This window comes from Halomonas garicola (assembly GCF_031935715.1).
Classification (GTDB): Bacteria; Pseudomonadota; Gammaproteobacteria; order Pseudomonadales; family Halomonadaceae; genus Vreelandella; species Vreelandella garicola.
Window position 1 is genome coordinate 154,843 of the sequence record NZ_JASSZF010000002.1, and the last position, 15,436, is coordinate 170,278.

At 61.8% G+C, this 15,436-nt stretch carries 13 protein-coding genes and 2 pseudogenes; 10 read left to right on the top strand and 5 right to left on the bottom strand.

All coding sequences use genetic code 11. From position 1 onward, the window contains the following. Positions 1-87 precede the first annotated feature (87 nt). Together gcvH and gcvP are read left to right on the top strand one after the other, a co-directional pair. Positions 88-474, top strand: coding sequence for a glycine cleavage system protein GcvH (gene gcvH, locus RS027_RS01735; RefSeq protein WP_311953018.1), 387 nt, complete (start codon positions 88-90; stop codon positions 472-474). A gap of 139 nt (positions 475-613) precedes the next feature. After that, positions 614-3,577, top strand: a complete 2,964-nt coding sequence (gene gcvP, locus RS027_RS01740; protein ID WP_311953021.1) for an aminomethyl-transferring glycine dehydrogenase — start codon at positions 614-616, stop codon at positions 3,575-3,577. Positions 3,578-3,626: 49 nt separating this feature from the next. Here the strand turns inward: gcvP and RS027_RS01745 are convergent, their stop codons facing one another. Further along, positions 3,627-4,505, bottom strand: coding sequence for a LysR family transcriptional regulator (locus RS027_RS01745; protein ID WP_311953023.1), 879 nt, complete (start codon positions 4,503-4,505; stop codon positions 3,627-3,629). Positions 4,506-4,642: 137 nt separating this feature from the next. Between RS027_RS01745 and ppnN the strand changes: the two genes are divergently transcribed. Continuing rightward, positions 4,643-6,025 (top strand): nucleotide 5'-monophosphate nucleosidase PpnN, encoded by a 1,383-nt coding sequence (ppnN, locus tag RS027_RS01750; protein ID WP_311953026.1) that lies wholly within the window; start codon positions 4,643-4,645, stop codon positions 6,023-6,025. 19 nt (positions 6,026-6,044) lie between these two features. Here the strand turns inward: ppnN and RS027_RS01755 are convergent, their stop codons facing one another. Beyond that, positions 6,045-7,475 carry a sodium/glutamate symporter gene (locus tag RS027_RS01755; RefSeq protein ID WP_311953029.1) on the bottom strand — a complete coding sequence of 477 codons (1,431 nt, stop codon included), beginning with the start codon at positions 7,473-7,475 and terminating at the stop codon, positions 6,045-6,047. A 356-nt stretch (positions 7,476-7,831) separates the two neighbouring features. Here RS027_RS01755 and dctP point away from each other — a divergent pair, with 356 nt between their 5' ends. From dctP to RS027_RS01775, 4 genes are read left to right on the top strand one after another with little or no spacing between them, the layout of a single operon-like run. Beyond that, positions 7,832-8,866: a TRAP transporter substrate-binding protein DctP gene (gene dctP / locus RS027_RS01760; protein ID WP_376717568.1), complete on the top strand. Its 1,035-nt coding sequence runs from the start codon at positions 7,832-7,834 to the stop codon at positions 8,864-8,866. After that, positions 8,863-9,387, top strand: a complete 525-nt coding sequence (locus RS027_RS01765; RefSeq protein ID WP_311953032.1) for a TRAP transporter small permease — start codon at positions 8,863-8,865, stop codon at positions 9,385-9,387. The genes dctP and RS027_RS01765 overlap by 4 nt, the downstream gene beginning before the upstream one ends. Beyond that, the gene (locus RS027_RS01770; protein WP_311953034.1) at positions 9,384-10,661 is read left to right on the top strand and encodes a TRAP transporter large permease; all 1,278 of its coding nucleotides are present in this window, start codon (positions 9,384-9,386) and stop codon (positions 10,659-10,661) included. Before RS027_RS01765 ends, RS027_RS01770 begins: the two co-directional genes overlap by 4 nt. Before the next feature lie 4 nt (positions 10,662-10,665). Continuing rightward, positions 10,666-11,439: a M15 family metallopeptidase gene (locus RS027_RS01775; protein ID WP_311953037.1), complete on the top strand. Its 774-nt coding sequence runs from the start codon at positions 10,666-10,668 to the stop codon at positions 11,437-11,439. Positions 11,440-11,481: 42 nt separating this feature from the next. Here the strand turns inward: RS027_RS01775 and RS027_RS01780 are convergent, their stop codons facing one another. Together RS027_RS01780 and RS027_RS01785 are read right to left on the bottom strand one after the other, a co-directional pair. Beyond that, complete coding sequence (locus RS027_RS01780) at positions 11,482-12,759, bottom strand: ISL3 family transposase (RefSeq protein WP_311953051.1); 1,278 nt, start codon at positions 12,757-12,759, stop codon at positions 11,482-11,484. Between the two features lie 12 nt (positions 12,760-12,771). After that, complete coding sequence (locus tag RS027_RS01785; RefSeq protein ID WP_311953054.1) at positions 12,772-13,803, bottom strand: permease; 1,032 nt, start codon at positions 13,801-13,803, stop codon at positions 12,772-12,774. 111 nt (positions 13,804-13,914) lie between these two features. Between RS027_RS01785 and RS027_RS01790 the strand changes: the two genes are divergently transcribed. Next, positions 13,915-14,229 carry an ArsR/SmtB family transcription factor gene (locus RS027_RS01790; protein ID WP_110651700.1) on the top strand — a complete coding sequence of 105 codons (315 nt, stop codon included), beginning with the start codon at positions 13,915-13,917 and terminating at the stop codon, positions 14,227-14,229. Positions 14,230-14,331: 102 nt separating this feature from the next. On the opposite strand, the pseudogene RS027_RS01795 reads toward RS027_RS01790, so the two are convergent. Then, positions 14,332-14,604: pseudogene (locus tag RS027_RS01795) on the bottom strand (transposase); the annotation flags it as partial. A gap of 97 nt (positions 14,605-14,701) precedes the next feature. Here RS027_RS01795 and RS027_RS01800 point away from each other — a divergent pair. Both RS027_RS01800 and RS027_RS01805 read left to right on the top strand, forming a co-directional pair. Further along, the gene (locus RS027_RS01800) at positions 14,702-15,085 is read left to right on the top strand and encodes a transposase (protein ID WP_311953057.1); all 384 of its coding nucleotides are present in this window, start codon (positions 14,702-14,704) and stop codon (positions 15,083-15,085) included. Between the two features lie 16 nt (positions 15,086-15,101). Then, a pseudogene (locus RS027_RS01805) lies at positions 15,102-15,436 on the top strand (helix-turn-helix domain-containing protein); the annotation flags it as partial.

A 15,436-nucleotide genomic window follows, 5' to 3' on the forward strand; every position in this document is an offset into this window, starting at 1 on the left:
CATGGGCGTCACTGTTAGCCGCACGCTGCGCGACGTTTCCAACGACGACTCTCACCACCACTCCCACGACGAAAAACAGGAAATCAGATGAGCCAGGTTCCCGCTAATATCCACTACGCCGAAAGCCACGAATGGGTGCAGGACAACGGCGACGGTACCGTCACCGTGGGCATTTCCGACCACGCCCAGGAATCCCTTGGCGACGTCGTCTTCGTCGAGCTGCCCGAAGTCGGCCAGACCCTGGCCAAGGGCGACGAGTTCGGCGTGATCGAGTCGGTCAAGGCCGCCTCCGACCTTTACGCGCCGATCAGCGGCGAGGTGGTCGAGGTCAACGAAGACCTCGAAGACGCCCCGGAAAGCGTCAACGAGTCGCCCTACGAGGACGGCTGGATCATGAAGGTCCGTCTCGACGGCGATATCGAAGGCCTGATGGACGCCGACGCCTATCAGGCAAGCATCGAAGCCGACGCCTAGCGTCCGTACGACCGGCAAAGCCTTTACGCTTGCCCAGCCCGTACCTACGTGCCTGCCACCGCGCGGGCACGCCTTCCTGTCTGGCTTTTCTTTTTTGTCTGGAATCCTTCTCTGGAACTCTTCTCTGGAAACATGCCCTATGTCCGAGTTTTCTGCATCGCGGCCTGATTCACAGCGCTCCCAGGCGGCCCCCCGCCTGGCGCAACTGGCCGACCACGACGCCTTTATCCAGCGGCACAACGGCCCCGATGCCGAGGACGCCAGCGCCATGCTCGACGCCCTTGGCCTGCCCAACATGGCCGCGCTGATCGACAAGACGGTGCCAAGCGACATTCGCCTGGGCCGCGAGCTGGACATGGAAGACCCGCGCAGCGAAGTCGAGGCCCTGGACTACCTCGCCGGGCTCGCCGACCAGAACCGCGTAGCGCGCAACTTCATCGGCCAGGGGTACTACGGCACCCACCTGCCCGCGGTTATCCAGCGCAACGTGCTGGAAAACCCCGGCTGGTACACTGCCTACACTCCCTACCAGCCGGAAATTTCCCAGGGCCGGCTCGAAGGCCTGCTGAACTTTCAGCAGACGGTCATGGACCTTACCGGCATGGCGCTTGCCAACGCGTCGCTGCTGGATGAGGCCACCGCCGCCGCCGAAGGCATGGCGCTGTGCAAACGCGCCAACAAGAAGAACAAGTCCAACGCCTTTTTCGTCGCCGATGACGTCTTCCCGCAGACTCTTGACGTGCTCAGGACCCGGGCCGACTGCTTCGGCTTCGAGCTGATCGTCGCCCCGGCGGACACCGTCGCCGACCACGACGTCTTCGGCGCTCTGCTGCAGTACCCCGGCAACGGCGGCGAAGTCCGCGACATCGCCCCGCTGCTCGAGGCCGCCGCCGCGCGCGGTACCATGACCTGCGTGGCCGCCGATCTGCTAAGCCTGGTGCTGCTCAAGGAGCCCGGCGCGCTGGGCGCGGACATCGTGCTCGGCAGCGCCCAGCGCTTCGGCGTGCCCATGGGCTTTGGCGGCCCCCACGCGGCGTTTTTTGCCACCACCGACAAGCTCAAGCGCTCCATTCCCGGACGCATCATCGGCGTCTCGAAGGACAGCCGCGGCGAAACCGCCCTGCGCATGGCCATGCAGACTCGGGAGCAGCACATCCGCCGGGAGAAAGCGACCTCCAACATCTGCACCGCCCAGGCGCTGCTTGCCAACATTGCCGGCTTCTACGCCGTCTATCACGGCGCCGAAGGCCTTGAGAAAATCGCCGGCCGCGTCCACCGGCTGACGTCGATTCTCGCCCGGGGCCTTAAGCAGGCGGGCGTGACGCTTGCCCACGACAGCTTTTTCGACACCCTGCGCCTCACCGGCGTGGATGCCGGAAGCGTTCACGGCCGGGCGCTGAGCGCCGGGGTCAACCTGCGCTACTTTGCCAAGGACAGTGCTGGAGGAAACGGCGGCGGCGATATCGGCGTCAGCCTGGACGAAACCTCCACCGCCCGGGACGTCGCCCTGCTGTGGGACGTCATCCTGGGTGACGATCACGACCTTTCGATCAGCGCCCTGGACGAGGCCGTCGCCGCCGATATCGAGGCCGGCAAGGGCGCCATTCCCGCCGCCTGCCGGCGCGAAAGCGATTTCCTCACCCATCCGACCTTCCGCCGCTACCGCAGCGAAACCGAAATGCTGCGCTACCTCAAGCGGCTGGAAAACAAGGATCTGTCGCTCACCCACGCAATGATTCCGCTGGGCTCGTGCACCATGAAGCTCAACGCCACCAGCGAGATGCTGCCCATCTCCTGGCCGGCGTTTGCCCACCTGCACCCCTTCGCCCCCCGGGAGCAGGTCACCGGCTACCAGCAGATGATCGACGAGCTGGCGGCGTTTCTCGAAGAGATCACCGGCTACGATCACATCTCCATGCAGCCCAACTCCGGCGCCCAGGGCGAATACGCCGGACTGCTGGCCATCCGCCGCTACCAGGCCGCCCAGGGCCAGGCGCACCGCGACGTCTGCCTGATCCCCAGCTCCGCCCACGGCACCAACCCCGCCTCGGCGGCGATGCTCGGCATGAAGGTGGTGGTCACCGAGTGCGACGCCGAAGGCAACGTCGATCTTGACGACCTTACCGCCAAGGCCGAAGAGCACAGCGAACGCCTGTCCGCGGTGATGCTCACCTATCCGTCGACCCATGGCGTGTTTGAAACCCACGTCCGCGCGGTGTGCGACGTCGTCCACATGAACGGCGGCCAGGTGTACGTCGACGGCGCCAACATGAACGCCCAGGTCGGCATTTCCCGCCCCGGCGACTTCGGCGGCGACGTCTCGCACTTAAACCTGCACAAGACGTTCTGCATTCCCCACGGCGGCGGCGGCCCGGGCATGGGGCCCATCGGCGTCAAGTCGCACCTGGCGCCCTATGTCGCCAACCACTGCGTCACGCCCATTGACGGCGTGGACCCGGCAAGCACCGCCGTGGCCGCCGCGGCGTTCGGCAGCGCCTCGATCCTGCCGATCTCCTGGGCCTACATCAAGATGATGGGCGCGCGCGGGCTGCGCGAAGCCACCGAGCTTGCCATCCTCAACGCCAACTACATCGCCAAGCGGCTGGAAGACCACTTCCCGGTCCTCTACCGCGGCGAGAACGGCACCGTGGCCCACGAGTGCATCGTTGACGTGCGCCCGCTGAAAGCCGCCTCCGGCATCAGCGAGGAGGACGTGGCCAAGCGCCTGATGGACTACGGCTTCCACGCCCCAACCATGTCCTTCCCGGTGCCCGGCACGCTGATGATCGAACCCACGGAGTCCGAGTCGCGCTACGAGATCGACCGCTTCTGCGACGCCATGATCGCCATCCGCGAAGAAATCGGACGGGTCGAAAGCGGCGAATGGCCGCTGGACAACAACCCCCTGGTACACGCCCCGCACACCATGGCCGACCTCGCCGATGACGGCTGGGATCACCCCTACTCCCGGGCGCTGGCCGCCTTCCCCACCGAAGCGGTCAAGGCGGCCAAGTACTGGCCCGCCGTCAACCGGGTGGACAACGTGCTGGGCGACCGCCAGCTGATCTGCTCCTGCCCGCCCATCGACGAGTATCGCGACTGACCCAAAACGCCCCGCCGGCTAGATGCTGGCGGGGCGTTTTTTTTCCGGCTTATCCCAGCCGCTGCTCTCTGAAGCCGTCGAGCAGCTTGGTATAGCGCCGGGGCAGCGCAGCGTCGCGGCGATGCACCCGATACAATAGCTCGTCGACCGAGTGCTCGAGGCCGAGCTCCTTTACCTGGCGCTGCCAGGGCGAGGTTTCCAGCACCAGCCGCGACACCACGGTAAACCCAAGCCCCCGGGCCACGGCGTCGAGCACCATGCTCACCTCGTTGGTAAAACCCTGGTGGCGAAAGTGCGTCATCGAGCGAAACGCCTCGGGGTAGTTCTTGCGCAAAAGCGCCGTTGCCTGGTTGATGCCGTCGTAGTAGTTGATAAAGCCGATGCCCATGAGATCGGACAGCGTGCTGCCGGCAAAGTCCGCCGGCACTACCAGGCACAGCGGCTCCCGGTGCCACAGGGTGCACTCAAGGTCGGGGCTCTTCACCGCCTCGGTGACGATGCCTACGTCGTGGCGGCCGCTGATCAGATCGGCGACGATCTCGTGGTTAAAGGCAAAGCTGTAGTTCACCGTCAGGTTGGAGTGCATCTGCTGCTGGCCGAGAATATAGGGATAAAGCATCAGCCCCACGCTTCCCGGCGAGGCAAGGCGGCACTCGCCGCTGTCCAGAGAGTCGTCGTCCAGGCCGTGGCGAAACTGCTCGTGCTCGGCAAACAGCTTCAGCGCGTAGTCGTAGGTGCGCCGCCCCTGCTCGGTGAGGATAAAGCGCCGGCCGTGGCGCTCGAGCAGGGGCTTTTTCAGGTAGTCTTCCAGCTTGCGAATGTGCTGGCTGACCCCGGGCTGGGTCATTTCCAGCCGCTTGGCCGTCCGCGTGAAGCTCCCGGTCTCCACCAGCGTGATGTAGGTGCGGAAATAATGCGCGTTGAACATAACGGTCCGGCTTGCCCAAATAGCGCCCATCTTAGCACAGCACATCCCGAGCGCACGCCGGCACGCCGCCCTGTAACGGCGGGGTCAGCATGCTATTATGGCGCATTCATTTACGTCAGCACGGACAGCCTCCCACGATGACCCACGCCCCCAGCCAACGCCCGACGATCACCAGCATCATCTCGCCGGAAGGCAGCCTTGAGGTGCTTTCCCAACACGAAGTCAACCGGCTGAAGCGCACCTCGAAAACCGGGCTGCACGACCTCTTGCGCCGCTGTTCGCTGGCCGTGCTCAACAGCGGCATGCCCACCGACGACAGCATCGCCCTGCTCGAAGCCTACAAGGACTTCGACATCGAGGTGATGCAGCAGGACCGCGGCATCCGCCTGAAGCTCACCCACGCCCCGGCCGAGGCCTTCGTTGACGGCCGCATGATCCGCGGCATCCGCGAGCATCTATCGGCGGTGATCCGCGATATCGTCTACGTCTACAACGAGATACAGCAGCACAACCGCTTCGACCTTTCCACCGCCGAAGGCACCACCAACGCCGTCTTCCACATCCTGCGCAAGGCCGGCGCCTTCCAGCCCAACCGCGACCCTAGTCTGGTGGTCTGCTGGGGCGGGCATTCCATCTCCCGGGAAGAATACGATTACACCAAGGACGTCGGCTACCAGCTGGGCCTGCGCGACCTGGACATCTGCACCGGCTGCGGCCCCGGCGCCATGAAAGGTCCGATGAAAGGCGCCAACCTCGCCCACGCCAAGCAGCGCCGCAGCGACAGCCGCTACCTGGGCATTTCCGAGCCCGGCATCATCGCCGCCGAGGCGCCCAACCCCATCGTCAACGAGCTGGTGGTAATGCCGGATATCGAAAAGCGCCTGGAAGCCTTTGTGCGCCTGGGCCACGGCATTATCGTCTTCCCCGGCGGGGTGGGTACCGCCGAGGAGATCCTCTACCTGCTGGGCATTCTGCTCCACCCGGACAACGCCGATACCCCCTACCCGCTGATTCTCACCGGGCCGGCAAGCTCGGCGGACTACTTCAACACCATCGACGAGTTTCTGGTGTACACCCTGGGCGAAGACGTGCGTCGCCACTACCACATCTTCACCGGCAGCCCGGCCGACGTCGCCCGGCAGATGCGTCAGGGAATCGACGATATCACCGAGTTCCGCCGCCACCATCAGGACGCTTTTCACTACAACTGGCGGCTGAAAGTGGCGCGCAACTTCCAGGCCCCTTTCGAGCCCACCCACGCCGCCATGAAAGACCTGGCGCTTCACCGCCAGCAGCCCACCCACGAGCTTGCCGCCAGTTTACGCCGGGCGTTTTCCGGCATCGTCGCGGGCAACGTCAAAGAAGAGGGCATCCGCGCCATTGCCGCCCACGGCCCTTTCGAGCTTTCCGCCGAGCCCGAACTCATGGAAAAGCTCGACGCCCTACTCACCTCCTTTGTCGCCCAGGGCCGCATGAAGCTCGACGGCCAGCCCTACACGCCCTGCTACGTGCTGAAGTAGGCTGAGTCAGTAATGTGATCTAGTCGTCGTGCTTCAGCCGCCCGAAGTAGAACAGGCCGGAGGCAAGGCCCAGCACCACCAGCGCGAGCATGGCGGCGAACAGCGGCCAGGGGCCGAAGTTGTAGATGATGGGCAGCGCAAGACCGGTGATCAAGCCGCCGCCGAAGAACGGCTCGAATACCATCTGCTTATAGCCGAAGGCCTCGTAGGCCGGCGTTCTGTTATCCGGGTCGGCGATCTTCATCAGGATCAGGCCGGTCGCGGTCACGCCCATGGACTGGCCGATATCGCCGATGCCGCGCTCGAACCAGTATTTGGGGATGACGCGCGGCGCCAGCCACAGAAACAAGCTGATGTTCCAGGCAACACCGGCCACGCCCAGCAGCAGGAAGGCCACGAAATTATCGGCGATCACGGTCAGCGACAGGCTGGCGATCGCCGCAGCGATGAGTATATCCAGCGCAAAGCCCTGGATACGCAGCATGAGATCGCGGTCGAGCAGGTTATTCTTGTCAAAGCGGGTGAGGAGCTGCTGGACGATAAGCCCGCCGATCATCGCCAGCGGGAACAGCGGCACCGCGCCCAGCAATTGGACGCCGTCGTCGCCGGCGCCCCAGGTCACGCTTTCAACCCATGCCATGGCCTCAAGGATACCCAGGCCGACAAGGATCGCCATGGCGATAAAGGCGAAATGCAGCGTCAGCGGCTCGATGGACTCGGCGCGCACGGTCATGCTCCCCGCCGACACCGGGCGGTTTTCATGGGCGACCAGGCCGCGGCGCTGATCGTGAGGGATGCTGCCCACGCTCTGGTCGAGCACCGCACTCTTGCCCCGGCGTACGCCCCAGTTGATGAGAACGATGCCAAACACGATGCCGGAAATCACCCCGACCGTGGCCATACCCACGGCCAGGTCGGCGCCGTCGGCAAAGCCCAGCTCGCCGAAGGTCTCCTGCAGGCCGGCGGCGGTGCCGTGGCCGCCTTCAAAGCCGATCTCGATCAGCGCGCCGGCCATCAGCGGCACGCCAAAGAACGGCGCCAGGATCAGCGCCGTGATCAGGATGCCGATCACGTACTGGCCGGCGCCCAGGGTGACGCCAAACGCCAGCTGCGGGCCCGCCAGGTTCCATACCCGCTTCCAGCGGGGCAGCGGTACGCCGAGCAGCAGCGTGGCAAACACCACGTTGATCAGAAGGCCCGGCAGCTTGCTCCAGGTGTCGAGCATGGTTTCCGGAATCACGCCCTGGGCAAGCGGCGCCCCCTCACCGCCGATCAGACGCGCCAGCGCGCCGAGCACGTCGGGGCCGAGCAGCAGACCCACAACGCCGGCCAGTATAGAGGCCGGCAGAAACAGCTGCTGCGCCGGCCGCCAGTGCATGCGTACCCATTTGCCGACGTACAGCAGCACCGCCAGCATGAGCAGAGAAAAACCAACCTGTTCGGCGCTCATCGTCTCTCCCTCCACGTTGGAAACCGCCGGCCGTGGCGCGCTGATGCCGGCGCTATGGTAATCGCGACTTTAGCAGAATCACGGCTCGCTTTTCCTATCAAGCCGAGCGGAGGGCACAATACCACGCTGACGGTGTCCTTCGCCCCGGATAATTGAAGATGGCAACGCTTTCAGCCTCTTGCAGCCTAATAATGGCGCGCTGTGGCTCGGCTGTCGCCGTCCCCTTTCGCCATAGCCGCACCACCTATATGCAACGAACGTCTCATATACGCGATGCAGTGGTTGCCTACAGTAAAGAGAGTCCCGCTCACCGCTTTGCCTGATCCAATAACGATAACGGCCTCAGGAGTTACCCCATGAAAGCGTCTTGCCTCAAGCCCCTGGTGGCAGCCATGCTGCTGAGCCCGCTACTGACCACCGCCCAGGCCGCGACTACCGTCAACCTGAGCTATAACGGGGCGCCCGACCCGGACAAGAACGCCGTGCATGCGTTTGCTGCTAACCTGCAGACCCTGGTCAAGGAAAAGACCGACGGCGAAATCGAGCTGAAGCTCTACCCCAACAGCATGCTGGGTGAGGAGCAGGAGCGCATGGAGCAGACGATGAATAGCCCCTCGCTGAACGTTGCCTCCTTTGCCGGCATGTCGCCGGTGGTGCCGGAAATTTTTGTCAGCGCCATTCCGTTCCTGTTCGATGACTTCGAGGACGCGCGCACCTTTTTCGACGAAGGGGAGTACTGGCAGCAGGTAGAAGAGGACCTGCGCGAGCGTACCGGACTGGAACTGCTCGCGGTGGTCGAAGAAGGCGGCTTTTTGGCGTTTACCAACAACAAACGTCCGATCGCCTCGCCGGACGACTTCGAGGGTCTGCGCTTTCGCGCCATGGACCCAAGCCAGGTGGCGCTCTATGAGGCTTTTGGCGCTTCCGGCACGCCGATTCCCTGGACAGATACCTACATGGGGCTGAAGACCGGCGTCGCTGATGGCCAGATGAACCCGCCGATGTACATCATCCTCGGCAGCCTCAACGAGGTGCAGGACTACCTGACGCTCGCCAACATCCAGTACTCCGACCAATTCCTGGTGGGTAACGCCGCCATGATCGATTGCTGGGACGAAGCGCTGCGCCATAGCTTCCTGGAAGCCGTAGAGGAAGCCAAGGACAAAGCCCGCGACTACAACGAAAGCAAGGTAGAGGAACGCATTGCCTATCTCGCCGACAACGGCATGGAGGTGATCCGCCCCGACGACGAACAGCTGGCTGCCTTCCGCGAGCTCGGCCAGCCCGCCTATCTTGACTGGCTTAAAAAGCAGGACATTGAGCCCTCCTACATCGACATGGCACTGCAGGATGCAGGCTTTGACGATGGCGACGACAGCAACACCCAATGACTCGTTTGCTGCGCAGGCCGGCCGCGCTGATTCGACAATATTCCCTATGGCTTGCCAGCAGCATGCTGGCCGTCAACCTGGCGGCCATTCTGTACGGCGTATTCACGCGCTACGTCGCCGGCGGCGCGCCGATCTGGACCGACGAGCTGGGCCGCTACCTGATTATTGGCACGGTCATGCTGGCCATGGGAGCGGTATGGATTGAAGGTACCCACATGCGCGTGGCGCTCATCGAGCGGCTGTTGCCGCGCAGACTGGGCCGGCTGCTGTCCTGGTACCAGTGGCTGCTGACTCTGGCCATCGCCCTGGCCGGCGCCTGGCTCGGCTATCGCTACGCCCTGTCGGTAGCGATGTTCACCAGCCAGGGGCTCGGCATCAGCCGCACCGTACCGGCCATGGCGCTGCCCGTGGGCTTTGCCCTGCTGGCTCTCCTCACCGCCAGCCACGGCCCCAGGCCGCTGCCAACTCCCCACGAGGAGCACAACACCGCGGACAGCCCCGGCCCGGAGAATGCGCCATGACGCTGACCATGCTGGCAGTGTTCCTGGTCCACGTGCTGCTCGGGCTGCCGCTGTTCGTGTCGCTTCTGGCCACTGCCGGGGTCGGCTTTCTCTTTGTTGACCCGAGCATGATTCCGCGGATGATGCCGCAGCAGTTTTTCGGCGGTATCAACGCCTTCTCGCTGATGGCCATTCCGCTTTTTATCCTCGCCGGCAACCTGATGAACGCAAGCCAACTGACCGACCGGTTAATGGCCCTGGCGCGGCTGCTCGTCGGCCATTTGCGCGGCGGCATCGGCCACGTCAACGTGGTCTCCAGCGTGTTCTTTGCCGGCGTCAACGGCTCGGCGGTGGCCGACACCTCGGCGCTGGGCTCGCTGCTGGTGCCGGCAATGCGCAAGGAAGGCTACTCCACCGCCTTTGCTGCCGGGCTGACTGCCGGCAGCTCGCTGATCGGCCCCATCATTCCGCCCAGCATCTTCATGATCCTCTACGCCTCGCTGACCAATACGTCGGTGGGGGATCTTTTTCTTGCCGGCGTGATTCCCGGCCTGCTGCTGGGCGTTGCGTTCATGGCCATGAACGCCGGCTATGCCTGGCGTATCCGGCTGCCCAAGCGCGTCAGCTGGCCCAGCCGAGGCGAGCTGACGGGCGCATTTCTGAGGGCGCTGCCGGCGCTGATTGCGCCCTTTATCATTGTGACCGGCATCGTCATGGGCTTGGTCACGCCGACGGAATCCGGCGCCCTCACCGCGCTTTACGTAGCGCTTTTCGGCGTGGTTGCCGGTAATCTGAGCCCTGCAGGGCTATGGAAGGCGATAGTCGACACCACCAAGCTGACCGCGGCCATCTTTGTCATCATGGCCGCCTCCAGCACGGTTAGCTGGCTGCTGTCCTACGCCCAGGTACCCAGCCAGCTCGTCGAGCTGCTCACGCCCTATAGCGATAGCCCGGTGATCATTCTGCTACTGCTGAGCCTGATCACCTTCATTACCGGCATGTTCATGGAAGAAGTCTCCGCGCTGATGCTGCTCACGCCGATCTTCGTTCCCATTGCCGAGCTCGCCGGTATCGATATGGTTCATCTGGGGATTATCATTACCCTGAACATCACCATCGCGCTAATAACCCCGCCCATGGGAGCCTGTGTGTTTGTCGCGGCCGCCGTGAGCAAGCTTGAGATCACCGCGCTTTTTCGTACCATCTGGCCCTTTGTCGCCACCGCCGTTGTCGTGCTGATAGCGCTGATCCTGCTCCCCTCGCTGGCCCTGTGGCTGCCCGCCCATCTTGGATAACGTCATGACCGAACCCGCCACCTGGCAAACAACGCCTATTCCCTCGATGAGCGAGCCCGACTGGGCGACGCTGACCCAGATCCCGATCACCGGCTCTTCCGAGCGGCTGGTGCCCGTCAGCCTGGCGCCACCGCCGGTCCGGGTATTCCCCGCCTACGCGCGGATGGGCGTTCCCGGGGCGGTCAACGAGTGCTACCTGCGCGAAGGCGTGTATCGTCGCCTGCTGGCCGTAGCCCGTTCGTTGCCCAAAGAGCTGACGCTGCTGGTGTTCGATGGCTGGCGGCCCTGGCGAGTGCAGCAATACCTGTTCGAAACGCTGTCCGAAGCCATTCGCGACGCCTACCCGAGCATCGACGAACAGGAGCTGGTCAAGCGCACCCGGGAATTCGTCTCGCTGCCCAGCACCTCGCCTGAGGCGCCAAGCCCCCACCTGACCGGCGGCGCGGTGGACGTTACCCTGTGCGACGCTGACGGCCTGCCGCTGGACATGGGCACGCGTTTTGACGAAGCCGTGCCCGCCTCCCACGCCGCAGCGCTGGAAAGCCAGCCGCCCTCCCAGGCTCGGGATAACCGCCGTTTGCTGTACCACGCCATGCGCGCCCGGGGCTTCACTAACCTGCCCAGCGAATGGTGGCATTTTGACTACGGCGACCAGCTATGGGCCCACTACCGCGGTGAGAATCGAGCCGTATACGGCCCGGCAGAGCTTGAAAACATCGAAAGCCGCTGGCGACAATCGCTGCGGCAAGAGCAGTATAAAAAGGGTATACGGATTTAATGGTTGATGGGGCACATACATCCCACCAACTTGATACCACCCTCAGATGGTTGATAGATCGACTCCGTAGTTGAGTTCCTCTGCGAAGTCCGGCAGTCCGTAACCGATGGTTTTCTTGTAGAACGGAGAGACCTTTGCTGTCGGGGCCTTCTTCTTGTGCTTCGTGGTGTAGAGCATTCGTGCCCGCATCACCTCAAAGGAGTAACCACGCCCTTCACGGTTCTTATCCTTGGCCAGTCGGTTGATGGACTCCGTGTAAGCGTTGGTGACGGGCATGTCCGTCTCGAAGTAGGTCATGATCTCTTCGCGCCAGTTGCCCACAGCCCTGACCAGATCGCTCCAGACTTCCTTCTGGCCCTTCGGAATGATGGCTATCCACTCGTCCAGAGCGGCTTCTGCCTGGGGCCGTGTGGTGGCGTTCCAGATGCCGTAGAAGCGTTCCTTATGCTCGTAGGCGGCCAGCAGTTTCGGAAATGAGCCTGTCCAGGTCTCCATGATCAGTCGCTCTCGGTCTGAGACTTCGTGAGCGCGTTTCAGCAGGATTTTCCGGTCTCCCTTGAGGGTTCGGCTCTGGGAAGGTTTCAGCTCCTTTCTGAGACCCTTGCGTACCTTCTCCAAGGCATCATTGGCCATGCGCACCACATGGAACTTATCGACCACGATGCGGGTCTGTGGCAGCACCGTCTTGACCGCAGTCCGGTAGGGGTTCCACATGTCCATGCTGACGATCTCGACCTTCTGCCGGTCTTTCAGCTTCATCAAGTAGTTGGTCACCACGTCCTGACGGCGACTGGCCAGCAGGTCTAGCAGGGTTCTCTCCTCAATGTTGGTCAGGATACAGCGGTAGCGCTTGTTAAGGTACAACTCGTCAATGCCGAGAATGCGAGGCGTCTCGAAGCTGTGCCAGCGCCCCAGGAATTCGGCGCGGGCGTTGAAAATGTCACGTACCGTCTTCTCGTCCAGGCCCGTGGTATCAGCCACGTAGGCGTAGGGGTGATTGAAGGCTTCCTTCTCCACGTACTCATGCAACCGCAGCGTCATGCGGAAGCCATCCACCATCTCCGGTAGCTGGGGCCTGAAGGTGGTCTTGCAGGCCCGGCAGGTGTACCGGCGACGAACTACCCAGAGGGTGATCCGCTTGCCGTGGATGGGCAGGTCACGATAGGGAACATCACGCTTGCCGAACCGTACGAATTCACCCTGCACGCCGCACCCCTCGCAGGCTATTGGTGTAGGTGCCTCAAGCCGAAAATGTATGTCGTCATTCTGCTCCTTAGAATCCACCAACTGGTACCCAGGAAGGCTTAACGAATTAATCATCTCCCGCCTTAATCAAAAAAACAGGTAGGTGGCGTAACCGGCAATCATCGCCATAGCAAAGATGACTGCTAAAAACGCCGCTAAAAGCTTCAGCGTGAACAAAGAGCGCAACAGAATGAGCTCAGTCAGGCTGGCTCCGGCACTGCCGATGATCAACGCTAGCACCGCCCCGGCACCCACGCCTTTGGCCATCAGAGCCGCTGCCAGTGGTATGACGGCTTCAGCGCGAATATACAACGGCACGCCGATGACAGCGGCAACCGGAATGGCGAAGGGGTTATGTGGGCCTGCATACTGCTCCAATAAATCAGTGGGCATGAAGCCATAGATCACGCTGCCAATCGCAATACCGATAAGCAGGTAAGGCAAAACATCGACAAAGTCCGACCAGGCTTCCCACCACACACCACTGTACTTCCCTTTTTTCTTAACCGTGACAGGAGATTGAATGTCACAGCATCCGCTGGACGTAGAGACTGTCTTCTCATCAGCGCCGCAAGAAGCCGTCTTCGGAGTGGTGTCGCAGCTGTTAGTACCGCAATTCGATGCGGTCGGTGTAGCACCGCACGGACTTGCTGATGAACTACATTCACCGTTCTCTTGTGTTGCAGTCCGGCGCACATAACGCTCGAAGCCAAGCGTGTGAAGCAGCCATCCGGCACCTACAGCGACTACCAAAGCGGCGAGCACATAAATAGCAGTAAGTGTCCATCCAAACGTGGCAACCAGCAGGCCGACGACGATAGGATTCAGCAGCGGAGATGAGAAAAGAAACACCATCATCGGCCCAAACCCGGCCCGTGCCCGAATCAACCCTTTCAACATGGGGATTGTCGAGCAACTACAGAAGGGCGTTATAGCTCCTAAACCAGCAGCAAGAAAATAGCCTCGCTTCCCACTGGAAGTCAGTAACGTTTCCACCTTGGATGGTGGGATGTGACGTTGAAGAACTCCGACCAGCAAGCTAATGCCAATGAATAAAACCGATAGCTCGATAGCGAGAAAGGCGAACATGCTTAGAGCGTCTTGCAGTTGAGGTGACATTCAATATTACTCCTATATTTCTAGTTTTATCGAAATGATGCACACAGTCTAATTGCGTTTACTCGACCTGTAAACTACAATTCTAGAAATATCGAATTATTGGAGTGTGCTATGGATCACGAAAAGGTTGCAGCCAGCTTAGCTGAGCTAGGGAATAGTCACCGACTGTCCGTGTTCCGCTTTCTGGTCAAAGCTGGCCATGATGGGGCTTCGGTCGGAGATATCCAGAAGGGGCTGGGTATTCCTGCTTCGACGCTATCACATCACCTTGCGCGCATGGCCAAGGTAGGGCTGATCCGGCAGGAGAAACACAGCCGCACGATTGTCTGTATACCCGAGTATGGGCACCTAGAGAATTTGATCGGTTTCTTACAAGAGGAATGTTGTGCAGGTGTCCGGATTGCGCATGATCCAGAACCGCTTTGACGCTTGCCCAGCTCTCGCTGCCCTCCCTAGTCAGCATCGCTATGAAGATTCAGGCGAAGGTGGAAACAGAAAATTGGCAGCAGAGTAGGGCCTGTTGACGTTTCACATTGGTAGCCATAAAAAGCCGCATGCCAAGGCCACCATGCTTTCGTAATTTCGTTTGAGCTTATCGTAGCGCGTCGCAATGGCGCGATACGGTTTCAATCGAGCAAAGGCATTCTCAACCAGATGCCGGTAGCGATATAACCCTCTGTCCAGATTGGCATTTCCTTTTTTCGAGTTACGCCTGCGTGGAATGACGGCAGCCATTCCTTTGGCTTCGACCTGCTCACGGATACGTTCACTGTCATAGCCTTTGTCAGCCACCAGCGCGTCACCTGCCGGCAAACCGCCCTGTGTGTCAACCTGAATCCATACACCGGCTCAGTGAGTTAAACTCGATTTCAGAGCCCGAGGTTCAGGAGCCCATATCATGCCTAAACCGCCAACCGAGCTGCCCGATCACCAGGTCACGCCGAATCCCAAGCTGGAGAAGCGCACACGTCGCCAGTTCTCGACGGAGTACAAGCTGCGCATCCTGGCGGAAGCTGATGCCTGCCGGCATGGCGAGCTCGGAGAACTGTTGCGCCGAGAAAAGCTGTACAGCAGCCAGTTGACCGCATGGCGCAAGGAACTCGCCGAGAACGGCGTGGAGAAGCTTCACAAGACCGCCCCGGGGCCGCCCCCGAGCAAGACCCCGGAGCAGAAGCGTATCGAGGCACTGGAGCGTGAAAACGCCCGTCTTCAGCAGAAGCTCTCGACCGCCGAAGACTGCCTCTCGCTCCAAAAAAAGCGTTATCGATGCTCGATCGCATGAACAATGGGAGCGAACCATGATCACGGTGCTCGAAGAACGCCCGGCGCATCTCCCGTTGGCCATGGCTTGCCGAGCACTGGGCATCAACCGCAGCACGGTGTATGCCTGGCGAAAACGGCGCCACGAGCCCGCCACAGAGGCATCTACGTCGCGTCGGCATTGTCCGCAGCCCAGAGCCCTATCGGCCGAGGAGCGAGCAAAAATGCTCGAGATCGCGCATAGTGAGGCCTACCGGGATCAGCCGGTCTATGAGATCTACCACGACCTGCTGCAGCAAGGGATCTATCTCGGCTCGCTCAGCACCTGGTACCGGCAACTGCGTGAAGCCAAGGAGAGCGGTGACCGTCGCCC

Bases quoted from the DNA above. Each gene is read 5' to 3' on its own strand.
- ppnN (WP_311953026.1), top strand. From the start codon at position 4,643: ATGACCCACGCCCCCAGCCAACGCCCGACGATCACCAGCATCATCTCG.
- RS027_RS01770 (WP_311953034.1), top strand. From the start codon at position 9,384: ATGACGCTGACCATGCTGGCAGTGTTCCTGGTCCACGTGCTGCTCGGG.
- dctP (WP_376717568.1), top strand. From the start codon at position 7,832: ATGAAAGCGTCTTGCCTCAAGCCCCTGGTGGCAGCCATGCTGCTGAGC.
- gcvP (WP_311953021.1), top strand. From the start codon at position 614: ATGTCCGAGTTTTCTGCATCGCGGCCTGATTCACAGCGCTCCCAGGCG.
- gcvH (WP_311953018.1), top strand. From the start codon at position 88: ATGAGCCAGGTTCCCGCTAATATCCACTACGCCGAAAGCCACGAATGG.
- RS027_RS01765 (WP_311953032.1), top strand. From the start codon at position 8,863: ATGACTCGTTTGCTGCGCAGGCCGGCCGCGCTGATTCGACAATATTCC.
- RS027_RS01775 (WP_311953037.1), top strand. From the start codon at position 10,666: ATGACCGAACCCGCCACCTGGCAAACAACGCCTATTCCCTCGATGAGC.
- RS027_RS01785 (WP_311953054.1), bottom strand. From the start codon at position 13,803: ATGTCACCTCAACTGCAAGACGCTCTAAGCATGTTCGCCTTTCTCGCT.
- RS027_RS01745 (WP_311953023.1), bottom strand. From the start codon at position 4,505: ATGTTCAACGCGCATTATTTCCGCACCTACATCACGCTGGTGGAGACC.
- RS027_RS01800 (WP_311953057.1), top strand. From the start codon at position 14,702: ATGCCTAAACCGCCAACCGAGCTGCCCGATCACCAGGTCACGCCGAAT.
- RS027_RS01780 (WP_311953051.1), bottom strand. From the start codon at position 12,759: ATGATTAATTCGTTAAGCCTTCCTGGGTACCAGTTGGTGGATTCTAAG.
- RS027_RS01755 (WP_311953029.1), bottom strand. From the start codon at position 7,475: ATGAGCGCCGAACAGGTTGGTTTTTCTCTGCTCATGCTGGCGGTGCTG.
- RS027_RS01790 (WP_110651700.1), top strand. From the start codon at position 13,915: ATGGATCACGAAAAGGTTGCAGCCAGCTTAGCTGAGCTAGGGAATAGT.